Here is a 24848-nt window from a genome sequence, read left to right on the forward strand (position 1 = left end):
TAAAGAGAATACTCATAAATATTTATAAACGTGGAGACCAGGGATGTTTGTTTTAAAAAGACTAATCCTTATTGTACTCATTTTTAGTAGTGAAATACTTTTTGCAGGTACCATGGGGCCTGCGGGCACGCCAGGAGCGGTGACATTGCCATGCACACAAACTGCATGGAGTGTGGCGGCCAAAACGCTGTATTTGCAGACTAATTTTAATCAAAATTTTTCCTATTATCCTCGAGGCGACAATGACATTTATAATGGCCTTGGTGGGCAATGGGGCTGGGGTTTCCATTTAGAGGCATCCTACCTATTGAATTCCGGTAATGATGTGACGCTCAATTGGTATCACTTAGATGGGACGAGCGGAAATTTAAAATTTAATCCATTCGGTGAATTTGATCCACTTAATGTACGTTTAGCATTGAAAACCCAATGGGATGCTGTAAATGGTGAATTGGGCCAATTCGCCAAGTTTACGCGAGATGTTAACTATCGCTTTCATGGTGGCTTTCAATTTGCCCGACTAAAAAATACGATGAATGCGCGACTTGCCTTTATTATCCCTGCAGACCTTTTAGGCTTGGTTGATGCAGACAGTATACCAGCACCACGAAATCTTGCTTACAATACCTCCTTTAGTGGTTTTGGTCCACGTACAGGTATTGATATGCATTACATTCTTGGTAACGGATTTACTATGTATGCTAAAGCTGCTACGGCACTACTCGTTGGCACCATTAAGTCTGGTGTTACGGGTTTGGCTGAGCCATTAACCTCAGTGCATGGCTCTTACGCTGCGATGGTTCCAGAGCTTGAGGCCAGTGTGGGGCTTAACTACAGTTACCCAACAAAAAGAGGGGACTTTCTTTTTGATTTAGGCTATTTGTGGGTGAATTATTTTAATCCATTAAGAAATCAAAATATTATTGAAAATATAGCAAATAATCAAACAGCTACTTCAGAAAATAGATCAACTGATTTAAGTATTTCAGGTCTTTATTTTGGCTTAAAGTATGTTGCAAATATTTAAAGATTATCCTTCAAGATATTTCGGTGATTGTGTTGACTTTGCTAAAGTTGATCGGGGATAATTTGGCGAGGTGCAGTGCTTTATAGAGCGAGAACGTACCCTTGCTAAAGAATTTAGTTTCTAGTTAGAATGAGCTATAAACGGAAATTAATAGGCCGTGTAAACAGGCCCTAATAAGAAAGTGGAGATACGCATGTTAAACTTGAAACAAACAGCGATGGCTGTCTTTGCCTTTGGCAGCAGCGCCGTATTCGCTGGGACCATGGGACCTGTTTGTACCCCTGGTAATGTTACAGTTCCTTGCGCCAAAACTGCATGGGATGTTGGCGGACAAGCTCTCTATTTGCAAACCACTGTAAACCACGATTTTGCTTATTATCCAACTGCGGCTGATCCGAGTGAATACAATGATCAAGGCGGGCAATGGAGCTGGGGTTTTCAGCTCGAAGGTTCATACCACTTTAACACGGGTAACGATTTTACATTAACCTGGTACCACTTAGATTCAGGCAATCACGACATCCTGATTAATCCACTTATTTTTTCTGCCCTTGACGCTTTTTCAAAAGAAAAGGTGAGATGGGATGCTGTTAACGGTGAGTTAGGGCAATTTGTTGATTTTAGTGTAAACAAAAAAATGCGTTTCCATGGCGGCTTCCAATTTGCACGAATCAAGTCCACGTCCGATGTGGATATTACAAGAGTAGCTGTTTTGGATACGCCGGCTAGCGAAAATTTCCAAGTTATGTCTGTATATAATGGTTTTGGTCCACGCACAGGTCTTGATATGGCCTATGAGTTTGGCAATGGCTTTGGTGTTTATGCCAAGGGGGCAGCTGCTGTTTTAGTTGGTACTGCTAAGTTTAATGATGATGGTTTCCATTCTGTATCTGGAGCCATTGTTCCCGGAGTTACGGTTACCCCATTTCGTTTTTCTACAACGGCGATTGTTCCTGAGTTAGAAGCTAAATTGGGAGCTAACTATACATACGCAATGGCGCAAGGTGATATTACCCTGGATGCTGGTTATATGTGGTTTAATTATTTTAGCCCAAACAGACAGGTTAGCCCCGCATTGATTGCTGAAAGGTCAGATTTTGGTGCTTCAGGTCCGTATTTTGGCTTGAAGTATGTTGGTAATGTTTAATTTCTTAATTGATTAAGATCTTAGGGTTTGTTTGCATGATTATTTTCTTGGCCGTAATGACAAGCAAGTGATGTGTAAATAGGCCTAGTGAAGCCCGTCGTCAGTTGATGGGCTTTTTTTCAAACGGAGTTTTTATGCTAAAAAAGACAACTATTGCTGTATTGGGATTGGTTGCTAGTGGCTATGCAGCTGCTGGCGCTATGGGGCCTGTATGTACACCTGGAAATGTTACTGTTCCTTGTGAGGCAAGAAAATGGGAATTAGGGGCTGATGCACTGTACATGCGTCCTATCTACAGCGCTCACAAAAGCCTGCAGTTCGTTCCAAATGTGGCTACAGGTGCAGCTAGCTCAGAAGTTGCTGACGTACGTGATGATTGGAGTTGGGGGTTCCGTGTAATGGGCTCTTTTTACTTCAACACGGGTAATGACATCACGGTAAACTGGACGCACTTAAACTCTAAAGGGGATTTCAATAACCTTTTAGCTCCTTTGGCAGTTCCACCTGCAACTGTTCTGCAAGTTCCCGCTAATTACGAAAGCCGTGATCAATTTGATCAGGCAAATATCGTGTTGGGCCAGCATGTTGATGTAAGTGCTAGAAAGAAAATGCGTTTCTTTGGCGGTATGCAATATGCAAATATTCAGTCTAATGCGACTAGCTATCTAAATTATCCATTGATTCCATTACAGTTTGGTTCTACCGTTTCTGTATTTGATAATACCGACTTTAAAGGTATTGGTCCTGTTGCAGGAATCGATTACTCTTATGCTTTGTTTAATGGTTTAAGTGTAACTGCTAATGGTACTGGTTCAATCCTGGTCGGAACCTCACGATATCATGAAGGCTTTGTGGTTGATAATCTTCATGCTATTTATGCGCAAGTGTCTGCTCGTAAGAAATCAATTGTTCCAAGCTTAGAAGCAAAACTTGGCTTGAATTATGCACATGATTTCTGGGAAGGTACTATAAACATTGATGCAGGTTATCAAGCGATTAACTACTTCAATCCATTGTTTAGCCAAAACTTCCAGTTACCCAATGCTCAAGTTCAAGCAGTTAACTACGGACTCTTCGGCCCTTACTTTGGTCTGAAGTATGTAGGTAACGCGTAAATTATCAACAGTGAAACCCATATTAGCGTCGCGTAATATGGGTTTCTATGTCAGACATATTTCCATATTACGACCTCCTCTAATACTGACACAACTACAAATCCTCGCTTTTTTAAAAATTCCCCTGTCTATTATTTTTTCAATTAAGTTTTAATTTAGCTCTAGTCATCATTAAATTCACAAGATATACTTTCTGCCCACACCCTGTGTGGAAGTAAAAAATAATAAACAGGAGTAGCCGCATGAAGATTAAAAAACTTGTATTGGCTTTAGTCTGTTTTTCATCGCCACTCTATGCGGAAAATGATCAACAGTTGCAACGTGAAATAGAACGTTTACAAAAGCAAACACAACAACTGCAATCACAATTAATTGCTTTACAAAAAAAACTAGTAACCCATAAAACAAAACATTCTGCCGCACCCGCTCGTCTGCAACGAGCTACTACGACTTCGCGCCCAACAACGGCTGTAGCGCAGCAAGGTGAAAAAAAACAGCAAGGCAGGCATAAAAACAGTAGGTTAATTAAATATCATTCCTCACCCATTACTGTTCATGCGCCGGAAGCGAAACCAGCATCAATAGGTTTTTACCCTACTGCTTTAGTCGCTGATAATCGAGTTGTTACCTACATTGCCGGAACCCCAGTTGTCACCTCCCCATATTTGGGGTCACGACCCGCATTTGATGGTTCGGATTATATTGTAAACATTTCCAGTATTAATCGTGATATTCGCTTAATGCAGCAACGACGTCGTTTATATGATGCGTATAAAAAGATTGGTTATCCCATTCCGGAGCGCCCTATTATTGCAATTAGTGGTAAGGCCGAACCTATAGGGATGGTTAACTCTTCCTACATGGGGGAAACGAATACAGATTTAACCTTAGGTTCCAGTGAATTAGCAGTGGCCGCGGCACTGAACCAGAATGTTGAAGCCTATATGTCGATTGCTTATGATGAGAGCCCTCCGGAAATTGGGCCTCGTATCAATAACTCGGCATTCAGTTTGAACTTGGGATTTGTGAATATTGGTAACTTGGATAAAACGCCATTTTATTTTACTGCCGGACAATTATATGCTCCATTTGGACGCTACTCGAGTGCGATGGTTAGTGCTCCACTCACGATGAATTTAGCGCGAACAAAGACGCGTCCTTTTATTTTAGGATATAAATCGCAAACGGATCGTGGATCTTTTGCGTCAATGTATATTTATCGTAGTGACACTCAATCAGGGAAATCCGGTGTTGGTGGTGCTAACTTAGGTTATAGTTTTGCTGTAAATGATATTACCGGAGAAGTTGGCGCAAGCTATATTAGTTCAATCGCTGATTCATCGGGTATGCAAAATACTGCCGCAAATCCTGGAACCTTTGGCGGGTTTGGTTCCTTGTTGCATGGAAGTGAAATTGTCCGCAAAACCCAAGCGGTGGATGTTTATGGTAGCGTAGGTTTTGATCGCTATAACTTAACAGCAGAGTGGGTAGGGGTAACTCAACCATTTAGAACGGAAGATTTAAGCTTCAATGCACGTGGAGCCAGACCGCAAGCTTTGCAAACCGAATTTGGTGTGACCTTTAAGAGCTTTAATCGACCCTCATCGATTGGCCTTGGTTATCAATGGACTAAGGATGCTTTAGCATTGAACTTACCCCAGCAACGTCTTATCGGGGTGTACAACATTTCTATTTGGAAAGACACGGTTGAAAGTCTTGAGTACCGACATGATATGGATTACGGAAAAAACAACTTTGCCAATGGTAATGCTCCAACAGGTGTTACTAATGCCCCGACACTAGGAACAGGGCGTTCTGCAGATACTGTTTCAGCACAAATAGGCGTTTACTTCTAAATAGCCGTAGCCTGGTTGCTTGCAACCAGGCCTTCTTTCATGGCATCTTTCATTTGCCGAGAACCCCGAAACTTGGTTGCAAGTAACTACGCCACACTCTTTGTGCTATCTTTAAACATATAATGCTTCGCATAAAGGATGGCTATGCGTTATTTGAGTTTAGCTAAAAAAATAATTACTCTATCCCTTGTGGTTTTCATTTACTCTTCGTCACTCTATGCTGCAAGAATAGTAGAACTAAGTATTAAAGGTCCTATTGGTCCTGCCACTGCCGATTACATTGTACGTGATGTAAATCAAGCCCAACATGCAGATTTAATCCTGGTACTGCTTGATACTCCAGGAGGACTTAATGAGTCGATGCGAAGCATCGTGCAAACCTTTTTGGCCTCTAATGTACCCATCGTCGTTTATGTTAGTCCTACTGGGGCTCGTGCTGCCAGTGCCGGAACTTATATCTTATATGCGGCAACCTTAGCGGCGATGGCACCTGGAACTCAATTAGGTGCTGCCAGTCCCGTTAATATTAGTACCGAATTTTCAGGTGCCCCGCAATTGGGTCAGCATGCAGATACCATAGATAAGAAAGTCACGAATGATGCAGTGGCCACCATTCGTTCTTTGGCACAATTACGCGGGCGTGATCCCGTATTTGCACAAAAAGCGGTATTAAACGCAGAAACACTTACGGCAACAGAAGCATTAAAACAAAAGGTAATTAATTTTATTGCTAATGATGAACAGGATTTATTAGCGCAACTCAATGGGACAGTCGTCACGCAAAATAATCAAAAAATAACCCTAAATACGAGTAATCCACAAATCCACCGAGTCAATCCGGATTGGCGTACCTATGTCTTATCCTTAATCACCGATCCCACTATTGCCTACTTGTTACTGCTTTTGGGTATCTACGGTATTTTCTTCGAGTTAGTTAATCCTGGTTTTGTTCTGCCAGGAGTAATCGGGGCTATTTCTTTGCTTATCGCTTTTTACGCATTACAGTTATTACCGGTGAATTATGCCGGTTTTTTACTCATTATTGTGGGAATTGGATTCATAATTGCAGAGGCTTTTTTGCCTACTTTTGGCTCCTTGGGTGTTGGCGGCACCATCGCTTTTCTTATTGGTTCAGTCATGCTCATTGATACCCCTGGATATACTCTCCATGTTGCGTGGTCTGTAATTGGGGGCATGGCCGTGGTTAATATTGTTATTTTCATCATTCTTTTAGGCAGTGTAGTTAGGGCCCGTAATCAAAAGCTGCAACATGGAGTAGAGATTTTAATTGGTGGCCAGGGGCAAGCGTTTGAAGATATTAATCTGAAAGGGCAGGTGCTGATCCGCGGTGAAATTTGGAGTGCTGCATCACGCCATTTTATTGCTGCAGGTAAGCCAGTTATTGTGGTGGGCTCTTCAGGATTAGTGTTACATGTTGAGGAAGATACTGGAACACAAGGAGAATGAGATGACGCCTTTTTTAGGGGTAATATTTGCAGCCATTATACTGCTATTAATATCCGCAGTTAAGGTTTTTCGGGAGTATGAACGTGGTGTGGTGTTTATGCTTGGGCGCTTTTGGCGGGTTAAAGGTCCTGGATTAGTGCTAATTATTCCGGTAATTCAGCAAGTAGTGCGCGTGGATTTACGTACTATTGTTATGGATGTTCCGAGCCAGGATGTGATTTCAAAGGATAACGTGTCCGTCCGTGTCAATGCGGTACTATATTTCCGGGTTGTTGCACCAGAGCATGCGATTATTCAAGTGGAAAATTATTATGAAGCCACCAGTCAGCTAGCGCAAACTACCTTGCGTTCGGTTTTGGGACAACATGAGCTTGATGAAATGCTTTCCGAACGCGAGCGTTTGAATAGTGACGTGCAAAAAATACTCGATGCACAAACGGATAATTGGGGCATCAAAGTCTCTAATGTCGAAATCAAACACGCCGATTTGGATGAAAGTATGATTCGTGCAATTGCTAAACAAGCTGAAGCGGAACGGGAACGTCGTGCGAAAGTTATTCATGCCGAAGGGGAATTACAAGCTTCAGCAAAACTACTGCAAGCATCTCAAGTATTAGCACAACAACCAGAGGCAATGCAGCTACGTTATTTACAGACTTTAGCAGCGATTGCCGGAACAAATAATTCCACGATTGTATTTCCCATGCCCATGGAGCTGGGGGATATTTTAGCGAAGATGGCGAAAAAATAATGGGCAAACTGCAAAAGTATTGCTTTTGCAGTTTTTTGATGTTTCATTGTTTTTTATAATATTTATCTACACTGGCAGTGTCCTCGGTGTGTGGCTCCCTCTTTCGTTTCTTTGTTTTTTATGATAGAACTCCTTTTTTGAAAAAATTATGAGGTTTCATCGTGTCGATTAAATCAGATAGATGGATTGAAAAAATGGCGCTTGAACATGGAATGATTTCTCCATTCGAGTCGAACCAAGTACGTGAAAAGGAGAGTGGACGGATTATTTCTTATGGAGTATCTAGTTATGGGTACGACGTGCGCTGTTCAAGAGAGTTTAAGATTTTTACTAACATCAACTCATCTATAGTCGATCCGAAGGCATTTGATGAAAATAGTTTTGTGGATGTGGAGTCTGACGTATGTATCATTCCTCCAAACTCGTTTGCTTTGGCGCGCACAGTCGAGTATTTCCGTATTCCACGTAATGTACTGACTATTTGCTTAGGTAAATCCACTTATGCGCGTTGCGGTATTATTGTTAACGTTACTCCCCTAGAGCCTGAGTGGGAAGGACATGTTACCTTGGAATTTTCGAATACTACGCCCTTGCCTGCAAAAATTTATGCTCATGAAGGCGTTGCACAAATGCTCTTCTTGGAAGCAAGCGAAGTTTGCGCTGTTTCCTACCGCGATCGTGGTGGCAAATACCAAGGACAAACTGGTGTAACCTTGCCACGTACTTAAGTAAAGGCATCATTATTCTTAGGATATGTGATTTAAACTGCCGTCATTGCTTTGCCAAGGCTCGCAATGACGAAAAGTTCATATCCAGATACTCTATTCTTCCTCAGCTGGCAATTCGTATTGTGACCGAGACATATCAACACGCTCACGTAATTCTTTACCAGGTTTAAAGTGGGGGCTGTACTTAGCCTTCGTGACTACTTTTTCCCCTGTTTTCGGATTATGGGCATTACGTGGCGGACGGTAATGTAGCGAAAAGCTACCAAAGCCACGAATTTCAATCCGTTGATTTTTAACTAGTGCATCACTCATTAGTTCTAATATCTTATTAATCCCATCAGCTACTTGTTTTTCAGTAAGATGCGTCATTCGAGCAGCAATGTGTTCTATGAGCTCCGATTTAATCATACCCACCTCGTGATTGTCGCTTGTTCCAAAGTCTGTCACCATTACAGATTTAGGTGCGGACAATGCCCTTGTTCTATAAGTATAGATCGGGTAAAAAATTATTCAATGTTTTCAAGACAGTTAGTATTTACTCTTTTTTCGCGCATGTATATAGGCAAAAACCACCCCCCAGCTCATTTCAATTTGTGTTTGCAGAATTACCTTAAAGTGCTTGCCTGGTAAGGTTTTGCTGGTAGTGATGACGATTTTTAGTTGGGGTAATTGCTCAATGCGAGCGCAAATTTTCTCCCAGGTTGGACCAAAAAATGAAGTTGAATTAATAAAAATAATGGTTGCTTCATCCAAATTTACTTCAAGAAAATCTCCTAAAATAAATTCAATTTTTTTTGCTTGCTCCGCATAATTGGGTAGTTGGGCTAAGTAATCTACTTGTCTGCAGGCATTAAAATAAAGTTGGGGCAGAATTTCTATCCCAACACTTTTATTTATAGGATAAACCATCGCGCAAGCGAGCACTGCTTTTCCTACCCCACAACCAAGATCATAAAATACGGTTTGTTTGTCAGGCTGGGCTAGTGAAAATAAAGCGAGGAAAGGTAAAAGTTTAATTTCACCATAAACATAATCGAGTGAATCACTTTTTTGACGCGCTTGCTGGGATAATAGGAACCCATTTGCATGATGATATAACTGTTGAAAAACTCGTTCATGTTCATCGATATGCAGGGATTTTTTCCATTGCTCGATGCGCCCTTGTTTGATACGGCGGCATAGATAGCGGCCGCTCAAGCTAAGGAGCAGGATTAAATAAATAGTAATCGTAATGGAGAAGATCAACGCGAGGTCCTTAGAATAGGTTGCGACAATTTAGGAGTGATTAATATAGGTTAGTATCTTTGTTTTTTCTTCTTGGCTTAATTTAGGCCATACCTGTAATAACATTCGCCCAGCTTGACGCTCATTTTTGGCGACATGATGCATTTCCCAAGGGAGTTCCCCATTAAGATAAAGTACGACAATAAACGCGGTTAAAATAGTGATAAGTACGGCAAAAAAATTAAAACGTAATTGAAAGCTATGCAATAGTTTATTGCTTTTATTTACTGCATCATTAGCGCTCTGTTTTACGAGTTCACAGCTTTCGTGGGCAATGCGTTGAAATTGATCTGGAGCATAGGGGCTTAATTGCTTGTGAAGATGCTGTATCAGTTGATCTCGATGCTGGTTAATTTGCGCTAAGGATTTGTCAGTTAATAGGCTGATGGATTCTTGTTGTTGCTGTAGGCGCAGCGCATGGCGTTCAATTTCTTGGCGCCATTCATCCATTTTCGCCTCTGCCAATTCAAAATAGGCCATAAATTCACGTGAGTGCTGTAACAGTTCTTGGGTGCGAATCCAATTATCATCCTGATATTGTTCCATATGTTCCTCTTTAGATCCGTTAAACGTTATTAAATTTGGCCGAACTGGGTAAAGCTCTGGCAAATGGTCTAGAATTATGGTGCTGACGTTTATTTTATAGTGAATAGTTTATTTTGAAAATAATGGCTAATATATATACAAGGAAACCATTAGTTAATATTTCCTTAATTTAGATTCATTAAAATGGACTTAAATTGATAATTAAGGGGCGCGTTATGGTGGCACGCAGTAACAGTGGATTCTTTAGAGCTCCTGTGGAAAATGTACCAAATCAGGGCAAAGAATACGAATATATTAATGTCGGAGGCGAGCAATTTCATGCAGTGGCCGTGGCATTAATTGATTATTTACAAAATAACTCCCCTATTAATGATGCTGCTTTGAAAAAAGTGTTAGGTCGTTTTTATCAGTATTTTCCACAACATGCGGCGGCTAATGACGCCTATTTGACTACACCAAAAGAGCGTATGACGCGATTGCTTAGTAATTCACGTAAATCAGAATTAGTCGAATGTATGGCTTATGTGTTACGTCAATTAACGGTTGATAGATTATATGAAGATCATTTAAATCCGATTTATCGTGATGTCTTTGCTAATCTGCCTCCAGATGCTGCTAAAAGTTATTTACGGGATATGAAAACTGCTTTGCCTCCAGTTGCTTTAAAAGCTTTAGAGGATAGTTTAAATATTGCGATTAACCTCTCTTTTAAAGAGCCTGAACATGAACTTAGAAGACATGAAGGTGTTGCCGATAAAGATCAGCCAGCTCTTAGTTTACAAGTGCAAGGAAATAAATATTATCCTGAGGTAAAACGAAAAGCTGATTTTACCTTTGTCGGACAGTTAGCAATTAGTACGAAACCTACGATCATGGCAAATGAGCAAGAAGGGAAAATGAATGACATCATGACCGCGATTTCTGCGGAAAACCGTGAGCTTTTACATGCCTATGAGCAACAACGTAATGCCTTTTTAAGTATGGTTGCTGCAGGCGAGCTTTCTGCTACTCAGCTAAGGGATTTATATATTAGCTTTTTGCCTGAGAATGAATATAACGCAGGATTTATTACACGTTTAGAGCAAGATGCACATCCAGTTATTACTGCAGCTCCAGTAAGCTCAGAAAAACGAATGGTGCAATTGTTAACGAATGCTTTAGCAAGTTGGATGATCGCTGGTGCGGTGGATAAAGATAAGTTATTCGAGCATATAGAAAATACACCAGCCAAGGCTGCCGCTAGAGCTCATTAATCGATTGTGTGCGTAGCCCGTATTGGCATAGCCAATACGGATATATTTATGTTAAAGGAAACCCTGCGCTTTCATCCATTCATCATTTGCAAATTTAGACATGTAGTTACGAATAGAATCTGGCAAAATAACCAAGCATTTTTGCCCCTTCTTTAATGTTTTAGCGGCTTGCAATGCACCCCACATTGCCGCACCAGAAGACCCACCGACTAATAAACCTTCATCGCGCATAAGTTGTCTTGCCGCATGGAATGAGTTTTCATCATTGGTTTTAATATATTGATCAATTAACTTATTGTCTAATACCTCAGGGAAGAAATCATAACCAATCCCTTCTACGTGGTAGGATTTAATTTCAGTGCCCCCACCTAAAATAGAGCCTTCTGGATCAATACCAATAATTTTAATGGCGGGATTGTACTCTTTTAAGCGTTTGGCGATGCCTGTAATGGTACCGCCAGTACCTACGCCTGCAACAACCATATGTAAGTCCATACCGAAATCATCGATGATTTCTTGAGCGGTGCCACGATAATGAGCATTAGGGTTATTCGGGTTGGCGTACTGATCTAAAATATAGGAGTTGGGAATTTCTGCTTGTAATTTTTTAGCTAGAGAAATGTGGCTTTCCGGATCATTATAAGCCGCCTCAGTTGGTGTGCGGTAGATTTTTGCGCCCAAACGCTCTAGAACGGATTGTTTCTCTTGGCTCATTTTTTCAGGCATGGTAATAATTACTTTATATCCTAGAACAGCACCGGCCAGAGCGATACCAATACCTGTATTACCTGAAGTAGGTTCAATCAATGTGTAACCTGGTTTAATTAAGCCATCTTTTTCAGCATGAACTACCATTTCATAACCAATTCGATCTTTAATTGAGCCGCCGGGGTTAAAAAATTCACACTTAGCATAAAGCTCACAATCTAATTCGTGGCCCAGACGATTAATTTTTACAACGGGTGTTTTGCCGATGGTTTCGAGTATGTTTGGGTAAATCATGAGGGTAATCCTTTAGTAAGTGAGAAATCTGTTTCGATTATAGGGTGCTTATGTGAAAAAACAAAATCTTCTTGGTTTAGGGTGGTGCTTTTGATTTTTATCACTTATATTTAATAAGTTACTAAAAAAAGCAGGGAGCAAATAATGATAAATTATAACTTAATTAAATGTGGTTTCTTGGGGGCTGCTTTAACATTCGGTTTAACCGCGTGCAGCTGGGATATGCAACGTCATGATCACGTAGATACTCGTTATGTACCTATGGAACAAAGCAAAAAAGCAGTTCAACATCATAAAGCAAAACCAGTACAAAAATCTTATGCCTCTAAAGATCCTACTCAAAAAGCAACACCTGGACCAGTGCGTAAAGCAGCACCACAGATTCCAGTAATTCAATAAGACCTGATCGGGGGCGTACTCTTACCGCCCCCTTTTTTTCCTTAAAGACGCCGAGCCTTTAACTTAAAATTTCTTATATATCTCCTCTGTACTAAACTAATAATTAAATTGTATCAAGGAGCGTGCAATGACGAATGCAGCAGAAGTATTGGTGGATACTCTAAATAATGAAGGCGTCAAACGAATTTATGGAATTGTAGGAGATTCGTTAAACGGAATTACGAATGCTTTGCAAAAATATAAGGACATCCAATGGGTGCATGTTCGTCATGAAGAAGCTGGGGCTTTTGCTGCTGGAGCAGAGGCACAACTAACTGGTGAATTGGCTGTTTGTGCGGGTAGCTGTGGTCCTGGTAATTTGCATTTAATTAATGGGCTTTACGACTGCCACCGTAGCAAAGTACCTGTATTAGCTATTGCTGCACATATCCCCAGTGCGGAGGTCGGTGGTGATTATTTCCAGGAAACACACCCGAATATCTTATTTAAAGAATGCAGTTGCTTTTGTGAAGTAGTCAATTCTGCAGAACAAATGCCTCGCTTATTGAATATGGCCATTCAGGCTGCTAAAGCTAAATCAGATGTTGCTGTGTTGGTTATTTCTGGCGATGTGGCATTGCAGCCGGCTCGTTTTGAGGCAAGTAAAAAGCGTATCACTAATGTACACCCAAAGGTTACTCCTCCAGAGCCGATATTAAAAGATATTGCCGAACGCCTCAATGCGGCTAAAAATATTACTATTTTTTGCGGTATTGGCGCGGCAGAGGCGCATGAAGAATTAATGCTCTTGTGCCATACTCTCAAAGCCCCGGTAATTCATACCGTTCGTGGCAAACCGTTTATTGAGCCGAATAATCCATACGATGTGGGAATGACCGGATTTATCGGATTTTCTTCAGGCTACCATGCTATGGAAGCTTGCGATACCTTACTTTTGTTGGGAACTAGTTTTCCCTATCGTCAATTTTATCCAACTAAAGCTCAGATTATCCAAATTGATTTGCATGGTGAGCAATTAGGGAAGCGAGTAGATATTGCCGTAGGCGCAGTTGGTGATGTTGCGTGTACCCTAAAAGCCTTAGCTCCCTTACTGGATATCAAAAATGACAGCAGTCATTTAGATAAAGCACGGGCGCATTATCTTAAAGCGCGCCAAGGCTTAGATGCGCTAGCAACCCCTACGCCGGACAACTCTCCCTTACATCCACAATATTTAGCACATTGTGTGAGTATGATTGCTGAAGATGATACGGTTTTTACTGCGGATGTTGGAACACCAACCGTTTGGGCGGCGCGTTATTTAGCGATGAATGGACAAAGACGGCTGTTAGGCTCGTTTAACCACGGATCGATGGCGAATGCACTTTCCCAGGCTATCGGTGCTCAAGCAAGTTATCCTGACCGTCAGGTGATTGCAATGTGTGGGGATGGCGGCTTCTCCATGTTAATGGGGGATATTTTAACCTTGGTCCAACATAAACTTCCGGTTAAAGTCATCATTTTTAATAATGGTGCTTTAGGTTTTGTCGAAATGGAAATGCATGTTGGGGGCATGTTGGACTATGCTACCTCTTTAGTAAATCCTAATTTTGCCGCGATGGCTGAGGCTGTGGGAATTAAGGGGATTCGTGTGGAGAGTGCCGAAACCTTAAATAATGATTTACATACGGCATTTGCTTATGATGGCCCCGTCGTCATGGATGTGGTGGTGCATCGTAATGAATTAATCGTGCCTCCAAGTATTGAGGCCGCCCAAGTTAAAGGTTTTAGCTTGTATATGTTAAAAGCCATTATCAATGGCCAAGGGGATACTGTTTTGGATTTGATGAAAACTAATTTGTGGCGTGGTGATTAAATCACCTCAGGATTATAGCCCGTATTAGGTCATACTAATATGGGCTACGACTAAATTATGGGTTAAAGGATGAACCCTCAAGCGGTTCCCTCAATAAGGAATCTTCAATTAATTCTTTATTTGCCTTGGAGCGAGTGGTGTGCTTTCCAAAAAGAGTTACTTTTTTGCCATTGTCGCGATAGATCTCATTGTGAGATGTTTTTGCATTTTTATCGTCTTTTTTTACAGAAGCAGTAAAGCCTTTTGCCATAATAAATAAGTCCTATTAAAATTAATATTAGTATCCTTTTTCCTAGCAGCATGCTGCTAAGCCGCGCAACTATGCAATAGACAATAATCAATTTCAAGGAATTTTTATTGTAAAAAGATAGAGATAAGTTTTACCGGGGAAGATAGCCCGTATTAGACGAGTCGTAATACGGGAGGTTGTGGCACAAGTCCCCATATTACGTCGCACTAATACGGGTTACGGTATAACCACGTCAGTAATTACTCCGGAGCAATCATTTTTTCAGGCCGGACTAGCTCTGCAAAACGCTCAGCAGTTAAATAACCTAACTTCACTGCTGCTTCCTGTAACGAAGAATTATCGTGATGAGCTGTTTTCGCAATTTTAGCCGCTTTATCATAGCCAATATGCTGATTCAATGCGGTTACTAACATCAAGGAATGATGCAAGTAGTAATCAATCATCGTGCGATTAGGCTCAATACCTTCAGCACAGAATTCTTGGAAGGAATGGCAGGTATCGTTTAATAAGTTAAGCGAGTGCATGAAGTTAAAAATCATTACTGGCTTAAACACGTTCAACTCAAAGTTCCCCTGGCTATCTGCAATGCCAATGGCCGTATCATTCCCCAGCACTTGCGCACAAACCATCGTCATGGCTTCAGATTGAGTCGGATTCACTTTACCCGGCATAATCGATGAACCAGGCTCATTTTCAGGAATCGTAAGCTCGCCAATTCCGCAGCGCGGGCCAGAAGCCAACCAACGAATATCATTAGCTATTTTCATTAACGCACAAGCTAGAGTTTTCATTGCCCCATGAGCAAATACTAATGGTTCATGCGAGGCAAGCGCTGCGAACTTATTTTCAGCACTAACAAACGGCAATTGTGTGATTTGCGCAATATGCTCTGCTACTTTAGTGGCAAACTGCGGATGGGTATTTAACCCTGTGCCTACGGCCGTACCACCTGCAGCTAGTTCATATAATTCAGGGAGTACTTCTTCTAAACGTTTGATGCACGCATCAAGTTGCGCTACATAGCCAGAAAACTCTTGGCCTAAAGTAATGGGCACTGCATCTTGTAAATGGGTGCGGCCAATTTTTACGATGTCTTTAAAGGCAACCATTTTGGCGGCAAATGCATTGCGTAGATTTTTAACGGTTGGAATTAATTTTTCGTTCAATGCGATCGCTGCGGCAATATGCATGGCTGTTGGGAACGTATCATTGGATGACTGGGACATATTCACATGATCATTAGGATGAACAGGTGCTTTGCTACCCATGACGCCCCCCGCCATTTCAATCGCACGGTTAGAAATAACTTCATTAGCATTCATATTCGATTGCGTGCCACTTCCTGTCTGCCAAACATGCAATGGAAAATGCGCATCCAATAAGCCTTTACTGACTTCATCTGCGGCTTTAACGATTAAATCCGCCTTATCTTGAGGTAGTTTGCCTAAATCTAAATTGGTAAGCGCTGCGGCTTTTTTCAAAATACCAAAAGCATGAGTCACTTCGCGAGGCATAATGTCTTTACCAATATTAAAGTGGTGTAGCGAGCGCTCAGTTTGTGCACCCCAATATTTATCCGCTGGGACTTCAATTTCACCCATACTGTCTGATTCGATACGCATTGTGCTCATAGTATTCAGATTCCTCGCATTAAAAAGGAAAAATTTTAACACAGGCTAGAATTATTCCGTATGTGACTCTTGTAAAAAATCGGAAATAAATTAACTTAGAGGGATTATCAAGCCTATAGGAAGCTAATCAGAGTGAGAACAGTTCGTATTTATCAACCTGGCGATTATCAATGTGGCCAGTTGCTAGAGTTATCGCCAGAAGCCAGTCAACACGTGGGCGTGGTTTTACGCATGCAGGCAGGGGAGTTCTTAACCCTTTTTTGCGGAGATAATCGTGAGTTTGCGGCAACCATCCATACGGTGAAAAAAAAGCAGGTTATTGTCACGATTGATAGCATGACTGAGGTGAGTAAGGAATCGCCATTGCGCATCCATTTAGCGCAAGCTATTTCTAAAGGGGAGCGGATGGAGCTTGTCATGCAAAAGGCAGTTGAGTTAGGTGTAAGCAGCATTACCCCCATTATTACTGAGCGTTGTGTGGTTAAATTAGATAAAGAACGCATGGCAAAAAAGTTACACCAGTGGCAGTCTATAGTCATCGCAGCCTGTGAGCAGTCTGGTCGTAATATGGTTCCTCAAGTACATCAACCTTTGAGCTTCGCGCAGTATCTCCAGGAAGTGCAGGCAGAATTAAAATTAATTTTGCATCCAGGCACTGATAAAACCTGGCGCGATTATTCTCTGAGCAACGTGAATATTAGCTTGTTGATTGGTCCAGAAGGTGGGTTAAGTGATGATGAAATGACCACTGCCTGCACCCAAGGATTCCAACCTTTATCCTTAGGTCCAAGGATATTGCGTACGGAAACTGCGGCGATTACTGTATTAAGTGTGTTGCAAGCTGTGGGCGGTGATCTATAATAGGTTGGATTAGGGTTTGTTTTGATCCTAAAGAATTCCAAATAACTGAGGTTTACACATGAGTGAACATATTAAAACGGTAACTGACGCAAGCTTTGATCAAGATGTGATTAATGCAAATAAGCCAGTATTAGTTGATTTTTGGGCTGAATGGTGTGGTCCTTGCCGTGCTTTAACACCTGTATTAGAAGAAGTGGCTGCAACTCATGGTGCAGATATTTCTTTTGCAAAAATTAATATTGATGAAAATCCACAAGCTCCAGCAAAATTCGGTGTAATGAGCATTCCTACACTGATTATATTTAAAAATGGCCAAGTGGAAGCAGTTAAGATGGGCTATTTGTCTAAGTCTCAATTAAGTGCTTTTGTCGAAAGTCACGTTTAAATATTCATTATTCTTTATAAATAATGTTGGATCTTAATTTAAAGCTGTGATACTGTTTGTTTATGTGACATGCTGGAATAGAGTCATGTTACATAAGCAGCAGAATCCTTAGCTGCATTCTTAAACTTATAAATTTTCTCGGATAAACCAATCTTAAACAACAAATCAAGTGAGAAGTATGAATCTTAGCGAACTTAAGCAATTGCCTATTGCCGATCTCTTTAACATCGCACAAGAGATAGGTGTCGAAAATCCTTCCCGTATGCGCAAACAAGAAATTATTTTTGCTATTCTTAAGGCTCATGCCTTAAAGGGAGCTGACATCCATGGTGATGGTGTTTTAGAAGTCCTGACTGATGGTTTTGGTTTCTTGCGTTCTGCGGATGGTTCTTATTTGGCCGGTCCAGACGACATCTATGTATCGCCCAGTCAAATCAGACGTTTCGGTCTGCGTTCTGGTGATACAATTTCAGGAAAAATTCGTCCACCTAAAGATAGCGAACGTTATTTTGCCCTATTGAAAGTTGATGAAATCAACTATGATTCACCTGACAGCGCTAAGCGAAAGATTCTTTTCGAAAACCTCACTCCGTTATTTGCTTCCGAGCGCTTGGTTATGGAGCAGGGCAATGGTAGTACTGAAGATTTGACCGCACGTGTGGTGGATTTATGTGCTCCTTTTGGTCGTGGCCAACGTGGATTAATTGTTTCTCCGCCGAAAGCGGGTAAAACGTTAATGTTACAAAACATTGCTCGTTCGATAGAAAAAAATTATCCAGAGTGCTACCTCATCGTATTACTAATTGATGAGCGTCCCGAGGAAGTTACTGAAATGCAACGCTCCGTTAAAGGTGAAGTGGTTGCCAGTACTTTTGATGAACCCGCTAATCGCCATGTTCAAGTTGCGGAAATGGTTATTGAAAAAGCCAAGCGCCTAGTTGAACATAAGCGTGACGTAGTTATTTTATTAGACTCGATTACTCGTTTAGCACGAGCTTACAACACCGTAATCCCTTCTTCAGGAAAAGTATTAACCGGTGGTGTGGATGCAAACGCATTACAAAGACCTAAGCGCCTATACGGTGCTGCACGTAACATCGAAGAAGGTGGTAGCTTGACTATTATTGCTACAGCTCTGGTTGATACTGGCTCTAAGATGGACGAAGTAATTTATGAAGAGTTCAAGGGTACCGGTAACATGGAAATCCACTTGAGCCGTAATATTGCTGAACGCCGTGTATTCCCGGCGATCAACATTAACCGTTCTGGTACACGTCGTGAAGATCTCTTGTTAAGCCCAGAAGACTTACAACGTACTTGGATTCTACGCAAGATTCTCCAGTCTATGGATGAATGTGATGCAATTGAGTTCTTGCTTGAGCGCATGAAGAATCACAAGACCAATGCTGAATTCTTTGATGCAATGAAACGTCAAGAGTAATTCATTTTATGTAGGTTGGGTTTTGCGGGTATAGCGTAGGTTGGGCCCCTGGACCAACGGTGAGTTCTCATGTGGATCTCTTGTTGGGCCATGGGCCCAACCTACAATCTATAAGTATAATCTTTAATTTAATGGTAATACCCCAAAGCCCCCCAAAGCTGTTCGAAGGGATTTTCCATGAAATACTCTGACCTAAGAGACTTTATTACCCAACTTGAATCACGTAATTTATTAAAACGTATCGATTATCCCGTTTCTCCGGATCTTGAAATGACCACGGTAAGCGACCGGGTTTTACGCGCTGGCGGTCCTGCCTTACTCTTTACTAACCCCTCAAACTATCAAATGCCAGTTTTAACCAATCTATTTGGTACTGTTGAACGCGTTGCTTTAGGCATGGGCGAAGAAAGTATCAGTGCCCTAAGAGAGGTTGGGCACTTATTAGCAGCCTTAAAAGAGCCAGAGCCGCCTAAAGGTTTTAAAGACGCATTTAATAAATTGCCCTTACTCAAGCAGGCACTTCACATGGCTCCAAAAATAGTGAGTGGCGCTGAATGTCAAACCCATGTATGGGAAAAGGATGAAGTGGACTTAACCACTTTACCTATTCAAACCTGTTGGCCTGGAGATGCGGCTCCGCTAATTACTTGGGGCTTAGTGACGACGAAAGGCCCACACCAAAGCCGTGAAAATATGGGTATTTATCGTCAGCAATTATTAAATAAAAACCAATTAATCATGCGCTGGTTATCACATCGTGGTGGTGCCTTGGATTATCAAGCATGGCAACAAGCTTATCCTGGAGAGCGTTTTCCGATTGCAGTGACACTGGGTGCGGATCCGGCAACGATTTTAGCGGCCGTGACGCCAATCCCAGATACTTTATCCGAATATGCATTTGCAGGCTTATTACGTGGTCAACGTACCCGTTTGACTCGCTGTATTGGCAATGACTTACATGTGCCTGCCAGTGCTGAGATTGTTTTGGAAGGTTATTTAGAACCTGGAGTTGAGGCTCCCGAAGGGCCTTATGGTGATCACACCGGTTATTATAATGAAGTACAATCCTTCCCTGTTTTTACGGTTGAACGCATTACCCATCGTGAACAACCGATTTATCACAGTACTTATACGGGCCGCCCACCGGATGAGCCTGCGATTTTAGGTGTTGCGCTCAATGAGGTGTTCATTCCTTTATTGCAAAAGCAATTTCCTGAAATTGTTGATTTTTATTTGCCGCCAGAAGGTTGTTCTTATCGCTTGGCGGTGGTTACCATCAAGAAACAATATCCAGGACATGCAAAACGAATTATGATGGCGGTATGGTCTTTCTTACGCCAATTTATGTATACTAAATTTGTTATTGTTTGCGATGACGATGTTGATGCACGTAACTGGCAGGATGTGATTTGGGCAATGACCACCCGTATGGATCCCTCGCGGGATACGGTAATGGTCGATAATACCCCCATAGACTATCTTGATTTTGCCTCACCTATTTCGGGTTTGGGCTCTAAAATGGGAATGGATGCTACCAATAAGTGGCCTGGAGAAACCCAACGCGAGTGGGGCGTTCCAATTGTTATGGATGAAGATATATTAGAAAAAGTTAATGGTTACTGGTCGTTACTGGGGTTGGGTGAATGAGCAAAAATAACATCAAGGCCCGGGTTGAGCAAATTACGCCACTGACGGATAGTATTATGCAGTTGGTACTGGTCCCCGAAAAATATGTGGATTATTATGCCGGGCAGTATTTACAAATTATTCTTGGAACGGAGGCATTTAGTTATTCTATTGCCAATGCACCTTTAGGCTCGCATCGTTATGAATTGCATATCCGTCACAGCCAAGACAATCCATACAATCAACGTTTATTTGCACATATAAAAGAGCAGGGCAGGGTTACCATTAATTTACCGTTCGGCGATTGTTGTATTGAGCATCTGGACGCACAGCGCCCAATATTATTTATCGCTGGTGGCACCGGGTTTGCACCGATAAAGGCGATGATTGAGCATTTATTATCTAATGGAGACAAGCGACCTTTTGAGTTTTATTGGGGGGCGCGCATGCAAAATGATTTGTACATGGATGAAAAAATTAATAGCTGGCAGGCCCATGTGGCACGGTTTAGCTATTTTTCGGCGCTTTCAGAAGAGAATTCTGATCCACTGGTTTCTTTGCTTCTGTCGCGACATGCGCACGATTTAGCAGATTGGCAAATTGTTATCAGTGGGCCTTTTGATATGGTTTATAGTATTCGAGATACTTTAGTCGAACGTGGGGCATCCCCAGAGTATTTATTCTCAGATGCATTTAGTTTTGAAGCGAAATAAGGAGAGGTTGCATGCAAACACTTTATGAAGTTCTAGGATTAGTTGGGGCGGGGTTGATTTTGTTCCTGCTCTACCGTTCAATTAAGGGAAATCCAGGCCAATTCAGTAGAGAAAATTTAAATAACAGCTTCTTTACTATGGGTGTTTTAGCCCTGGTTCTCATCGGTTTTATCGCCGTCCTAGTATTTACACTACGCCACACGTAGCCTTGCTCCAGCAAGGCTACAGGTATTTCTTACTAATGTTTGGCATTAAGATTATGATACTGCCCCCCGCGTTCTTTAAGATACATTGCCAGATTTGGATTATTAATAGGTAACTCACTCGTATCTTCCACCAGCATACATTCCTCAACATAAGTCATTTGGCTACTATCATCTACCAATAAACGATACCAAGGATTACGGGTGGTAAATTCACGTTGTGGAGCTTGAGGATTATAACGTCCCGAAGCTTGGAATAACGGATCCACATCAACAATAATTGCTCGATAACGACTATGTTTGTGAATAACTAAATCCCCGATATTAAAGCGAGCTGTTTTATTCATTTGATGTCCTTTTTTTTGTCGCCCTGCATCAGATATCGGCCAAAGTGAATTTATCTTGAGTATTGTGGGGATTGCTTGCAACGAAGGGCTCCAACTTAGGTATTCGCTGCAAGCGGTCAGGCTATCCTAGGCGATTGTGAGGACGTCGTTCTGCGCCTTCACCTAGGGAGTGGTCTTTATTTTTTTGTGCTGGTTGATGCTTTTCTGTAGCGAATAAAGTAGGTGATGATGCCTGTTTCTGTTGCAAAATATTTTTTGCTGTCGCAAGCTCTTGCGATAAGGTACTGTGCTTGCTTCGGGCGCTAATGAGCTTTGAACCGACTTCAGGTAAGTGCTTTTCACATGCGGCGAGATGGCGTGCTAAGTCTTTTCGTTGGTTGATAATACTTAACCTATTTTGTTCGAGAATTACTTCTTCTACGTGCGTGTTCCTGTTACGCGCTTCTTTTATTTTTTGATCATACAAATTAATGAGCCGTTCCATTGCGACTATTTTTCGTGGTGCTTTATCAATTATGGCTTTTAGCAGACGATGCTCCTCAGCAAGGGTCTCATAATAGTCATAGGCACTACGAACTTGCTGCTCTAGTCGTGAAATTTTCTCATTAAGTTTTCCTTCACTCATTTTTATCACCAGTAATTTGTCCAATTCATAATCAAATTATAGGCTAAAATCACCAAGTGGGTATAATTAACAGTAAGGGTGTTGATATTTCATGCAAAATAAACTGCCAGGATAATTCCTGTTTCATAAAGCAAGCACAGTGGCACTGCCAGCATGATTTGCGAAAAAACATCTGGAGGGGTAAGCAACATGCCAATAATAAAAGCTGCCACAATGACGTAAGGACGGATTTTTTTTAGCGTATCGACGTCAAGAAGTGTCAAACGTACCAGCGTTAGACAAATTAATGGTACCTGGAAACAAAGCCCAAAGAGCAAAAGCATTCGGGTAATAAAGTCTAAGGCATAAGCCATATCGGGCATGTAACGCACCCCTTTAGGCAACGCATGGATAAAAAATTGGAACATAAATGGCAGCACTAAGTAATAACAAAATGCCACTCCAGTCAGAAACAGCAACAGGCTTAAAACCATGGCGCTACGCAAGGCGCGCTGCTCTTTTTGATATAAGCCTGGACTAACAAAGCGCCAGAGATGAAATAGGGCATAAGGTGCGGTTAATAGCAGGGCGGTATCTGCAGCAAGTTTTAATGGGGTAAACACCGGAGAGGCTATTTGGGTTGCAATTAAGTCGTTTTGCCCTGAAAGCGTATGTAACAGGGGACCAACTAGCATTTGAAATAATTCGTTGGCTAGGAAAAAAAATGCAGTAAATAGAACAGCAAACCAGAGCAGAATCAAAATGCTGCGGCGGCGAAGTTCCAATAAGTGCGGTAGTAAGTTGGCTGACATAATTATTCGTAGCCTTGATGCAGCGCAGCGTAATCAAGGTTTTCCAAGCTATAGTTCAGTTCAGTAAATCTTGATTAGGCTGCGCTGCATCAAGGCTACCGGTGTTAATTATGCTTCTTCTAATGCTCTAGCTTTTACTCCAACACGCTCAGGTCGGGTTTCGCGAATGCGATTAAATTGGTCTACAAATACCACGGTGGGATTCACCTGCGCACAATCCTCTTCCAAAACTTGGGAGAAGGTCGCAATAATGATTAAATCACCAGGGGTTACCAAATGCGCGGCAGCGCCATTTACACAAATATTTGTTGAACCGGATTCACCAGTAATTGCATAAGTTTCAAAGCGTGTACCGGCGGTAACGTTCCAGACATTTACTGCCTCATAAGGAAGTATATTCGCCGCTTTTAGCAATTCAGGGGAAATAGTGATACTGCCTTCATAATCTAAATCCGCCTCGGTCACTGTTGCACGATGAATTTTTGATTTTAACATTTTTCTATAGGCCATGATTCATCCTAACCTTATTCATTGTGCCCGAATTTTACTCCATATTGAGATTTATGCTAGAGCTAGAATAATTAAAATGTGCAATATTACGTTAGGGTTGCCCTCAACCATCACTGATTTTTGACGCATGCAATTTTACTCCTACTCCATAAGCAGGATATAATCCATTTTTATTTTTTTTGAGTGTCTACAGTGAAGCACATTCCACGTAAACGTTTTGGGCAAAATTTTTTGCAAAGCTTGCATGTAATTGAAGACATCCTCGGCTCCATCAATCCACAGCCGGAAGATAATATATTGGAAATCGGCCCTGGTTTAGGCGCATTAACTATTCCGTTACTGCGACGCCTAAAACAATTAACAGTGGTTGAAATTGACACGGATCTACAACAACACTGGCTGGATTATTCCGGAGCAGGTGGCCGCTTGCATTTAATAGCTGCCGATGCATTAACCGTTGATTATGCTCAATTTGGTTCTCGATTACGGGTTATTGGTAATTTACCGTATAATATTTCCACGCCATTATTAATCCATTTGTTAGGCTTTGCTTCATCGATTGAAGACATGCATTTTATGCTGCAAAAAGAAGTTGTGGAGCGCATGGCTGCCATTCCGGGGACCAAAAATTATGGACGTTTATCCGTAATGCTGCAGTATCATTGTGATGTAGAGTATTTATTTGATGTACCGCCCGAAGCGTTTGAGCCACAGCCGAAAGTAGATTCAGCTGTTGTTCGTTTAGTGCCACATCAAGAATCACCCTTTGAAGCTGTTGCGGTTGAGCAATTGGAGCGTTTGGTAGCAAGTTCCTTTGCTATGCGTCGTAAGACCTTGAATAATAATTTAAAGGGGATCATATCAGCGGATCAGCTACATGATTTGGGCATCGATGGAAGTAAGAGGCCAGAACAAATTTCTGTCGCTGAATATGTCCAACTAGCGAAATTTGTTTCCAATTAGTGTAAAATTAATAACTGGGATGAAAGATTTGTAATTATTCACCACAATATTGGAGATTAATACTTCGCGTAG

At 41.6% G+C, this 24848-nt stretch carries 27 protein-coding genes; 17 read left to right on the forward strand and 10 right to left on the reverse strand.

Annotation, left to right across the window (positions count from 1 at the left end; all coding sequences use genetic code 11):
• Positions 1-43 precede the first annotated feature (43 nt).
• The 7 genes from J2N86_RS00330 to dcd all read left to right on the forward strand — a co-directional run bounded on the left by J2N86_RS00330 (position 44) and on the right by dcd (position 8091).
• Positions 44-1027 (forward strand): Lpg1974 family pore-forming outer membrane protein, encoded by a 984-nt coding sequence (locus J2N86_RS00330; protein WP_252580168.1) that lies wholly within the window; start codon positions 44-46, stop codon positions 1025-1027.
• 193 nt (positions 1028-1220) lie between these two features.
• On the forward strand, positions 1221-2174 hold the full coding sequence (locus J2N86_RS00335) for an Lpg1974 family pore-forming outer membrane protein (protein ID WP_252580169.1): 954 nt from the start codon (positions 1221-1223) through the stop codon (positions 2172-2174).
• 134 nt (positions 2175-2308) lie between these two features.
• Entirely contained in the window at positions 2309-3289 is a 981-nt protein-coding gene (locus J2N86_RS00340) for an Lpg1974 family pore-forming outer membrane protein (RefSeq protein ID WP_252580171.1), read from the forward strand.
• A gap of 242 nt (positions 3290-3531) precedes the next feature.
• Positions 3532-5145: an LbtU family siderophore porin gene (locus J2N86_RS00345; protein WP_252580173.1), complete on the forward strand. Its 1614-nt coding sequence runs from the start codon at positions 3532-3534 to the stop codon at positions 5143-5145.
• A gap of 138 nt (positions 5146-5283) precedes the next feature.
• Positions 5284-6612, forward strand: coding sequence for an NfeD family protein (locus tag J2N86_RS00350; RefSeq protein WP_407658964.1), 1329 nt, complete (start codon positions 5284-5286; stop codon positions 6610-6612).
• Between the two features lies 1 nt (position 6613).
• The gene (locus tag J2N86_RS00355) at positions 6614-7363 is read left to right on the forward strand and encodes a slipin family protein (RefSeq protein WP_252580176.1); all 750 of its coding nucleotides are present in this window, start codon (positions 6614-6616) and stop codon (positions 7361-7363) included.
• A 161-nt stretch (positions 7364-7524) separates the two neighbouring features.
• Positions 7525-8091, forward strand: a complete 567-nt coding sequence (gene dcd / locus J2N86_RS00360; protein ID WP_252580178.1) for a dCTP deaminase — start codon at positions 7525-7527, stop codon at positions 8089-8091.
• Between the two features lie 93 nt (positions 8092-8184).
• Here the strand turns inward: dcd and J2N86_RS00365 are convergent, their stop codons facing one another.
• The 3 genes from J2N86_RS00365 to J2N86_RS00375 form a co-directional block, all read right to left on the reverse strand.
• Positions 8185-8499 (reverse strand): integration host factor subunit beta, encoded by a 315-nt coding sequence (locus J2N86_RS00365; RefSeq protein WP_058534152.1) that lies wholly within the window; start codon positions 8497-8499, stop codon positions 8185-8187.
• 120 nt (positions 8500-8619) lie between these two features.
• Positions 8620-9336: a class I SAM-dependent methyltransferase gene (locus J2N86_RS00370; protein ID WP_252580180.1), complete on the reverse strand. Its 717-nt coding sequence runs from the start codon at positions 9334-9336 to the stop codon at positions 8620-8622.
• A 30-nt stretch (positions 9337-9366) separates the two neighbouring features.
• Positions 9367-9921 (reverse strand): hypothetical protein, encoded by a 555-nt coding sequence (locus J2N86_RS00375; protein WP_252580181.1) that lies wholly within the window; start codon positions 9919-9921, stop codon positions 9367-9369.
• Positions 9922-10136: 215 nt separating this feature from the next.
• Between J2N86_RS00375 and J2N86_RS00380 the strand changes: the two genes are divergently transcribed.
• On the forward strand, positions 10137-11174 hold the full coding sequence (locus J2N86_RS00380) for a hypothetical protein (RefSeq protein WP_252580183.1): 1038 nt from the start codon (positions 10137-10139) through the stop codon (positions 11172-11174).
• A 51-nt stretch (positions 11175-11225) separates the two neighbouring features.
• Here the strand turns inward: J2N86_RS00380 and J2N86_RS00385 are convergent, their stop codons facing one another.
• Positions 11226-12176 carry a pyridoxal-phosphate dependent enzyme gene (locus J2N86_RS00385; RefSeq protein ID WP_252580185.1) on the reverse strand — a complete coding sequence of 317 codons (951 nt, stop codon included), beginning with the start codon at positions 12174-12176 and terminating at the stop codon, positions 11226-11228.
• Between the two features lie 144 nt (positions 12177-12320).
• Here J2N86_RS00385 and J2N86_RS00390 point away from each other — a divergent pair, with 144 nt between their 5' ends.
• Complete coding sequence (locus J2N86_RS00390) at positions 12321-12575, forward strand: hypothetical protein (RefSeq protein ID WP_252580186.1); 255 nt, start codon at positions 12321-12323, stop codon at positions 12573-12575.
• 127 nt (positions 12576-12702) lie between these two features.
• Positions 12703-14430: a ubiquinone-dependent pyruvate dehydrogenase gene (poxB, locus tag J2N86_RS00395; RefSeq protein WP_252580188.1), complete on the forward strand. Its 1728-nt coding sequence runs from the start codon at positions 12703-12705 to the stop codon at positions 14428-14430.
• Positions 14431-14485: 55 nt separating this feature from the next.
• Here poxB and J2N86_RS00400 read toward each other — a convergent pair whose 3' ends face one another.
• Together J2N86_RS00400 and fumC are read right to left on the reverse strand one after the other, a co-directional pair.
• Positions 14486-14680: a hypothetical protein gene (locus tag J2N86_RS00400; protein ID WP_252580189.1), complete on the reverse strand. Its 195-nt coding sequence runs from the start codon at positions 14678-14680 to the stop codon at positions 14486-14488.
• A 239-nt stretch (positions 14681-14919) separates the two neighbouring features.
• Positions 14920-16311, reverse strand: coding sequence for a class II fumarate hydratase (gene fumC, locus J2N86_RS00405; protein WP_252580191.1), 1392 nt, complete (start codon positions 16309-16311; stop codon positions 14920-14922).
• Positions 16312-16443: 132 nt separating this feature from the next.
• Here fumC and J2N86_RS00410 point away from each other — a divergent pair, with 132 nt between their 5' ends.
• The 6 genes from J2N86_RS00410 (at position 16444) to J2N86_RS00435 (ending at position 21543) form a co-directional block, all read left to right on the forward strand.
• On the forward strand, positions 16444-17172 hold the full coding sequence (locus J2N86_RS00410) for a 16S rRNA (uracil(1498)-N(3))-methyltransferase (RefSeq protein WP_289781837.1): 729 nt from the start codon (positions 16444-16446) through the stop codon (positions 17170-17172).
• 58 nt (positions 17173-17230) lie between these two features.
• Positions 17231-17557, forward strand: coding sequence for a thioredoxin (gene trxA, locus J2N86_RS00415; RefSeq protein ID WP_058534143.1), 327 nt, complete (start codon positions 17231-17233; stop codon positions 17555-17557).
• A 178-nt stretch (positions 17558-17735) separates the two neighbouring features.
• Positions 17736-18998, forward strand: coding sequence for a transcription termination factor Rho (rho, locus tag J2N86_RS00420; RefSeq protein ID WP_058534142.1), 1263 nt, complete (start codon positions 17736-17738; stop codon positions 18996-18998).
• Positions 18999-19175: 177 nt separating this feature from the next.
• Positions 19176-20645, forward strand: a complete 1470-nt coding sequence (gene ubiD, locus J2N86_RS00425; protein WP_252580193.1) for a 4-hydroxy-3-polyprenylbenzoate decarboxylase — start codon at positions 19176-19178, stop codon at positions 20643-20645.
• A complete protein-coding gene (locus tag J2N86_RS00430) occupies positions 20642-21337 on the forward strand; it encodes an NAD(P)H-flavin reductase (RefSeq protein ID WP_252580195.1) in 696 nt (231 codons plus the stop codon). The genes ubiD and J2N86_RS00430 overlap by 4 nt, the downstream gene beginning before the upstream one ends.
• A gap of 11 nt (positions 21338-21348) precedes the next feature.
• Positions 21349-21543 carry a hypothetical protein gene (locus J2N86_RS00435; protein ID WP_252580196.1) on the forward strand — a complete coding sequence of 65 codons (195 nt, stop codon included), beginning with the start codon at positions 21349-21351 and terminating at the stop codon, positions 21541-21543.
• A 32-nt stretch (positions 21544-21575) separates the two neighbouring features.
• Here J2N86_RS00435 and hspQ read toward each other — a convergent pair whose 3' ends face one another.
• From hspQ to panD, 4 genes are all read right to left on the reverse strand, one after another.
• Positions 21576-21887, reverse strand: coding sequence for a heat shock protein HspQ (gene hspQ / locus J2N86_RS00440; RefSeq protein ID WP_133136117.1), 312 nt, complete (start codon positions 21885-21887; stop codon positions 21576-21578).
• 121 nt (positions 21888-22008) lie between these two features.
• Positions 22009-22512 (reverse strand): hypothetical protein, encoded by a 504-nt coding sequence (locus J2N86_RS00445; protein WP_252580197.1) that lies wholly within the window; start codon positions 22510-22512, stop codon positions 22009-22011.
• A gap of 89 nt (positions 22513-22601) precedes the next feature.
• Positions 22602-23303 (reverse strand): twin-arginine translocase subunit TatC, encoded by a 702-nt coding sequence (tatC, locus tag J2N86_RS00450; RefSeq protein WP_252580199.1) that lies wholly within the window; start codon positions 23301-23303, stop codon positions 22602-22604.
• Positions 23304-23411: 108 nt separating this feature from the next.
• Positions 23412-23813, reverse strand: a complete 402-nt coding sequence (gene panD, locus J2N86_RS00455) for an aspartate 1-decarboxylase (RefSeq protein WP_252580201.1) — start codon at positions 23811-23813, stop codon at positions 23412-23414.
• Positions 23814-24005: 192 nt separating this feature from the next.
• Between panD and rsmA the strand changes: the two genes are divergently transcribed.
• A complete protein-coding gene (gene rsmA / locus J2N86_RS00460; RefSeq protein WP_252580203.1) occupies positions 24006-24776 on the forward strand; it encodes a 16S rRNA (adenine(1518)-N(6)/adenine(1519)-N(6))-dimethyltransferase RsmA in 771 nt (256 codons plus the stop codon).
• The last annotated feature ends 72 nt before the right edge of the window (positions 24777-24848 follow it).

This window comes from Legionella lytica (assembly GCF_023921225.1).
GTDB classification, from domain to species: domain Bacteria; phylum Pseudomonadota; class Gammaproteobacteria; order Legionellales; family Legionellaceae; genus Legionella; species Legionella lytica.

What these genes read in the sequence shown, in the direction of transcription:
- J2N86_RS00330 (WP_252580168.1), top strand. Translation starts at nt 44, where the DNA reads ATGTTTGTTTTAAAAAGACTAATCCTTATTGTACTCATTTTTAGTAGT.
- J2N86_RS00335 (WP_252580169.1), top strand. Translation starts at nt 1,221, where the DNA reads ATGTTAAACTTGAAACAAACAGCGATGGCTGTCTTTGCCTTTGGCAGC.
- J2N86_RS00340 (WP_252580171.1), top strand. Translation starts at nt 2,309, where the DNA reads ATGCTAAAAAAGACAACTATTGCTGTATTGGGATTGGTTGCTAGTGGC.
- J2N86_RS00345 (WP_252580173.1), top strand. Translation starts at nt 3,532, where the DNA reads ATGAAGATTAAAAAACTTGTATTGGCTTTAGTCTGTTTTTCATCGCCA.
- J2N86_RS00350 (WP_407658964.1), top strand. Translation starts at nt 5,284, where the DNA reads ATGGCTATGCGTTATTTGAGTTTAGCTAAAAAAATAATTACTCTATCC.
- J2N86_RS00355 (WP_252580176.1), top strand. Translation starts at nt 6,614, where the DNA reads ATGACGCCTTTTTTAGGGGTAATATTTGCAGCCATTATACTGCTATTA.
- J2N86_RS00365 (WP_058534152.1), bottom strand. Translation starts at nt 8,499, where the DNA reads ATGATTAAATCGGAGCTCATAGAACACATTGCTGCTCGAATGACGCAT.
- J2N86_RS00375 (WP_252580181.1), bottom strand. Translation starts at nt 9,921, where the DNA reads ATGGAACAATATCAGGATGATAATTGGATTCGCACCCAAGAACTGTTA.
- J2N86_RS00380 (WP_252580183.1), top strand. Translation starts at nt 10,137, where the DNA reads ATGGTGGCACGCAGTAACAGTGGATTCTTTAGAGCTCCTGTGGAAAAT.
- J2N86_RS00385 (WP_252580185.1), bottom strand. Translation starts at nt 12,176, where the DNA reads ATGATTTACCCAAACATACTCGAAACCATCGGCAAAACACCCGTTGTA.
- J2N86_RS00390 (WP_252580186.1), top strand. Translation starts at nt 12,321, where the DNA reads ATGATAAATTATAACTTAATTAAATGTGGTTTCTTGGGGGCTGCTTTA.
- poxB (WP_252580188.1), top strand. Translation starts at nt 12,703, where the DNA reads ATGACGAATGCAGCAGAAGTATTGGTGGATACTCTAAATAATGAAGGC.
- J2N86_RS00400 (WP_252580189.1), bottom strand. Translation starts at nt 14,680, where the DNA reads ATGGCAAAAGGCTTTACTGCTTCTGTAAAAAAAGACGATAAAAATGCA.
- fumC (WP_252580191.1), bottom strand. Translation starts at nt 16,311, where the DNA reads ATGAGCACAATGCGTATCGAATCAGACAGTATGGGTGAAATTGAAGTC.
- trxA (WP_058534143.1), top strand. Translation starts at nt 17,231, where the DNA reads ATGAGTGAACATATTAAAACGGTAACTGACGCAAGCTTTGATCAAGAT.
- rho (WP_058534142.1), top strand. Translation starts at nt 17,736, where the DNA reads ATGAATCTTAGCGAACTTAAGCAATTGCCTATTGCCGATCTCTTTAAC.
- ubiD (WP_252580193.1), top strand. Translation starts at nt 19,176, where the DNA reads ATGAAATACTCTGACCTAAGAGACTTTATTACCCAACTTGAATCACGT.
- J2N86_RS00430 (WP_252580195.1), top strand. Translation starts at nt 20,642, where the DNA reads ATGAGCAAAAATAACATCAAGGCCCGGGTTGAGCAAATTACGCCACTG.
- J2N86_RS00435 (WP_252580196.1), top strand. Translation starts at nt 21,349, where the DNA reads ATGCAAACACTTTATGAAGTTCTAGGATTAGTTGGGGCGGGGTTGATT.
- hspQ (WP_133136117.1), bottom strand. Translation starts at nt 21,887, where the DNA reads ATGAATAAAACAGCTCGCTTTAATATCGGGGATTTAGTTATTCACAAA.
- J2N86_RS00445 (WP_252580197.1), bottom strand. Translation starts at nt 22,512, where the DNA reads ATGAGTGAAGGAAAACTTAATGAGAAAATTTCACGACTAGAGCAGCAA.
- tatC (WP_252580199.1), bottom strand. Translation starts at nt 23,303, where the DNA reads ATGTCAGCCAACTTACTACCGCACTTATTGGAACTTCGCCGCCGCAGC.
- panD (WP_252580201.1), bottom strand. Translation starts at nt 23,813, where the DNA reads ATGGCCTATAGAAAAATGTTAAAATCAAAAATTCATCGTGCAACAGTG.